At 57.6% G+C, this 4,081-nt stretch carries 1 protein-coding gene and 2 rRNA genes; 1 reads left to right on the top strand and 2 read right to left on the bottom strand.

What is annotated here, in order from left to right:
- The first annotated feature begins 6 nt into the window (after positions 1 to 6).
- Complete coding sequence (locus AUL34_RS20535; protein ID WP_274532667.1) at positions 7 to 426, top strand: hypothetical protein; 420 nt, start codon at positions 7 to 9, stop codon at positions 424 to 426.
- A 151-nt stretch (positions 427 to 577) separates the two neighbouring features.
- On the opposite strand, the gene rrf is transcribed toward AUL34_RS20535, so the two are convergent.
- Both rrf and AUL34_RS20525 read right to left on the bottom strand, forming a co-directional pair.
- Positions 578 to 692: ribosomal RNA gene (gene rrf / locus AUL34_RS20530) — 5S ribosomal RNA — on the bottom strand.
- A gap of 226 nt (positions 693 to 918) precedes the next feature.
- Positions 919 to 3,749, bottom strand: a 23S ribosomal RNA gene (locus AUL34_RS20525).
- Positions 3,750 to 4,081: the final 332 nt, after the last annotated feature.

The following is a 4,081-nucleotide window of genomic DNA, read 5'->3' as shown; positions in this document are numbered from 1 at the left end:
GACGTTTTGTGGGTACACGGTCGGACGGGGGTGCGTTTGGTGTTCGACCACCAGCATTTCTGGTGCTGGAACCCGGAGGGGCTGGATTTGCGGGAGACGGTTTCGGCGATGGTTTCGACGTGGCCTTTGGGCGAGGTTGCCAAGGTTCACTATTCCTCGCCGCGCACGGAGCTTCGGGAGGTGTCTCAGGTGGACCGTGCGACGGGCAAGCGGGGTGTGAAGCTGGTTCCGCCGGTTGCGACGGGGCATGCGGACTATGTGAACCCGTTCGAGTTTGCGATGTTTCTGCGGGCGGTTGAGGGGCTGGATTTCGACGTGATGCTGGAGGCGAAGGCGAAGGACCTGGCGCTGTTTCGGCTGCGCGCCGATCTTCAGCGCTACGGCCAGGGGCTCGGCGCGCGCTTCGGGCTTGCGGCATTGCCCTGAAGGGGCCGTGAGCGGGGCGGTGAGCGGCGCCCTGCCCGGCCTCGGGATCCCGCGGGCTTTTCAGGCGGGGGCCGAGACGCAAAACGCCCGCCAGGGCGAACCGTGGCGGGCGTTGAGGGAGGCGAAGAGAGACAAGGGATGCGATTGGCAGACCTGGCAGCGACCGACTTTCCCGCGTCTTGAGACGAAGTATCATGGGCGCTGAGGCGTTTCACGGCCGAGTTCGGAATGGGATCGGGTGCGGCCGCCCCGCTAAAACCACCAGGTCGGCCAATCGCATCAGTCTGGAAGCTGGATTTTCGTGTCTCGAGCGACAAGCCGCCGTCCGAGCGCTCCCATGGAGCGAGGACAGCCCCGACCCGTCACGGGTCGGCGGAACATGTCTGTTCCGGCCCTCCGCAGACAACCGGCAACAGCCGGTTGGCGCAAGGAGACAATCTGGGAGAATGAAGGCCATGATCATCGCGAAGCGATGAACATGGGCGAATGAGAACGATCAAGCCAATCGGGCGATTAGTACCGGTCAGCTTCACGCGTTACCGCGCTTCCACATCCGGCCTATCAACGTGGTCGTCTTCCACGGCCCTGATAGGGAATACTCGTTTCCAGGTGGGTTTCCCGCTTAGATGCCTTCAGCGGTTATCCCGTCCATACATAGCTACCCTGCACTGCGGCTGGCGCCACAACAGGTCCACCAGAGGTATGTCCATCCCGGTCCTCTCGTACTAGGGACAGATCCTGTCAATATTCCTACACCCACGGCAGATAGGGACCGAACTGTCTCACGACGTTCTGAACCCAGCTCACGTACCGCTTTAATTGGCGAACAGCCAAACCCTTGGGACCTGCTCCAGCCCCAGGATGCGATGAGCCGACATCGAGGTGCCAAACAACCCCGTCGATATGGACTCTTGGGGGTCATCAGCCTGTTATCCCCGGCGTACCTTTTATCCGTTGAGCGATGGCCCTTCCACGCGGGACCACCGGATCACTATGACCGACTTTCGTCTCTGCTCGACTTGTCTGTCTCGCAGTCAGGCGGGCTTATGCCATTGCACTCGACGACCGATTTCCGACCGGTCTGAGCCCACCATCGCGCGCCTCCGTTACTCTTTGGGAGGCGACCGCCCCAGTCAAACTACCCACCATACACTGTCCCGGACCCGGATGACGGGCCGCGGTTAGACATCCATGACGATAAGGGTGGTATTTCAAGGATGGCTCCACGCGAGCTGGCGCCCACGCTTCAAAGCCTACCACCTATCCTACACATGCCGACACGAATGCCAGTGTAAAGCTATAGTAAAGGTGCACGGGGTCTTTCCGTCTGACCGCAGGAACCCCGCATCTTCACGGGGAATTCAATTTCACTGAGTCTGCGTTGGAGACAGCGGGGAAGTCGTTACGCCATTCGTGCAGGTCGGAACTTACCCGACAAGGAATTTCGCTACCTTAGGACCGTTATAGTTACGGCCGCCGTTTACTGGGGCTTCGATTCAGAGCTTGCACCCCTCCTCTTAACCTTCCAGCACCGGGCAGGCGTCAGACCCTATACGTCGTCTTGCGACTTCGCAGAGCCCTGTGTTTTTGATAAACAGTCGCTACCCCCTGGTCTGTGCCACCACCACAAGCTTGCGCCCATGGAGGTCACGCTTCTTCCGAAGTTACGCGTGCAATTTGCCGAGTTCCTTCAACGCAGTTCTCTCAAGCGCCTTGGTATGCTCTACCAGTCCACCTGTGTCGGTTTCGGGTACGGTCTATACGGTGGGGCTATTTCCTGGGACCCCTTCGCAGCCAACCCAATCCAATAAGGGTTGACAACACACGGGATCCGTCACTCACCACCAGGCCCACGATTATTAACGTGGTTCCCATCGACTACGCCTTTCGGCCTCGCCTTAGGGGCCGGCTCACCCTGCTCAGATTAACTTTAAGCAGGAACCCTTGGACTTTCGGCGAGGGTGTCTCTCACACCCTTTATCGTTACTCATGTCAGCATTCGCACTTCCCATACCTCCAGCAGCCCTCACGGGTCCGCCTTCAACGGCCTAGGGAACGCTCCGCTACCGCTTGCACCAGAGGTGCAAACCCGAAGCTTCGGTGTATGGCTTGAGCCCCGTTACATTTTCGGCGCAAGAACCCTTAAATCTAGACCAGTGAGCTGTTACGCTTTCTTTAAATGATGGCTGCTTCTAAGCCAACATCCTGGTTGTTTTGGGATTCTCACATCCTTTCCCACTTAGCCATAACTTGGGGACCTTAGCTGTCGGTCAGGGTTGTTTCCCTCTTCACGACGGACGTTAGCACCCGCCGTGTGTCTGCCGGACAGTTCTCTCAGGTATTCGGAGTTTGATTGGGTTTGGTAAGACGGTGAGTCCCCCTAGCCCATTCAGTGCTCTACCCCCTGAGGAATACATCCGACGCTCTACCTAAATAGATTTCGCGGAGAACCAGCTATTTCCGAGTTTGATTGGCCTTTCACCCCTAGCCACAAGTCATCCCAATCTATTGCAACAGATGCGGGTTCGGTCCTCCAGTGCGTGTTACCGCACCTTCAACCTGCTCATGGCTAGATCACTCGGTTTCGGGTCTAATCCGACGAACTGAACGCCCTGTTCAGACTCGCTTTCGCTGCGCCTCCACCTATCGGCTTAAGCTCGCTCGCCAGACTAAGTCGCTGACCCATTATACAAAAGGTACGCAGTCACCCAGGACAAACCTTGGGCTCCTACTGTTTGTAGGCATCCGGTTTCAGGTTCTATTTCACTCCCCTTGTCGGGGTGCTTTTCACCTTTCCCTCACGGTACTGGTTCACTATCGGTCATGCACGAGTACTTAGGCTTGGAGGGTGGTCCCCCCAATTTCAGACAGGATTTCACGTGTCCCGCCCTACTCGAGGACCATCGAGAACATTATGCCTACGGGACTATCACCCACTCTTGTCAGGCTTTCCAACCTGTTCGGCTTCTTTCTTCGATGGTCACTGGCCTGGTCCGCGTTCGCTCGCCGCTACTGACGGAGTCTCGGTTGATGTCCTTTCCTTCGGGTACTTAGATGTTTCAGTTCCCCGAGTTCGCTTCTAACCCCTATGTATTCAGAGCTAGATACCTCACTGATGAACCTTGGTCACCGCAACACCACCGGGCAGCTTTCGCCATCCAGTGCCGTTCCGATCTGACCAAGGCTCGGAGGTGGGTTTCCCCATTCGGAAATCCACGGATCAAAGCTTATTCGCAGCTCCCCATGGCTTATCGCAGCGTATCACGTCCTTCATCGCCTGTGCATGCCAAGGCATTCACCAGATGCCCTTAAGACACTTGATCGTTCTCATCGCCCATGATCATCAGTTCCCCTTTGCAAGGGAAGAGAGAGACGATCATGAACGCTTCATTCTCTTCGAGAGCCATGCAAACACCGGCCCGCGTGCAACGGGTGTCGGCGTCCTGCAGCATGGCTCATGCCAATCCCGTGCCGGCTAGACACAGGACTGGCGAAAGACCAGCTTCCAGAGACGAACCCCAAGGGCGGCGGTCAGGCACACCCATCCATTAGAAGCCCTCGTTTGACCCGGTCGGGCGATGAACCCTTCCAGCGAGGAACCTCGGACCAGACCACCCGTGCGTTGCCGCCAGATGATCCGTCAGGATCCGTCTTC

It is taken from the genome of Aureimonas sp. AU22, assembly GCF_001463745.1.
GTDB lineage: Bacteria > Pseudomonadota > Alphaproteobacteria > Rhizobiales > Rhizobiaceae > Aureimonas.
Note: the sequence above shows the minus strand (reverse complement) of the source record. Positions and strands in the feature narration are given on the sequence as shown.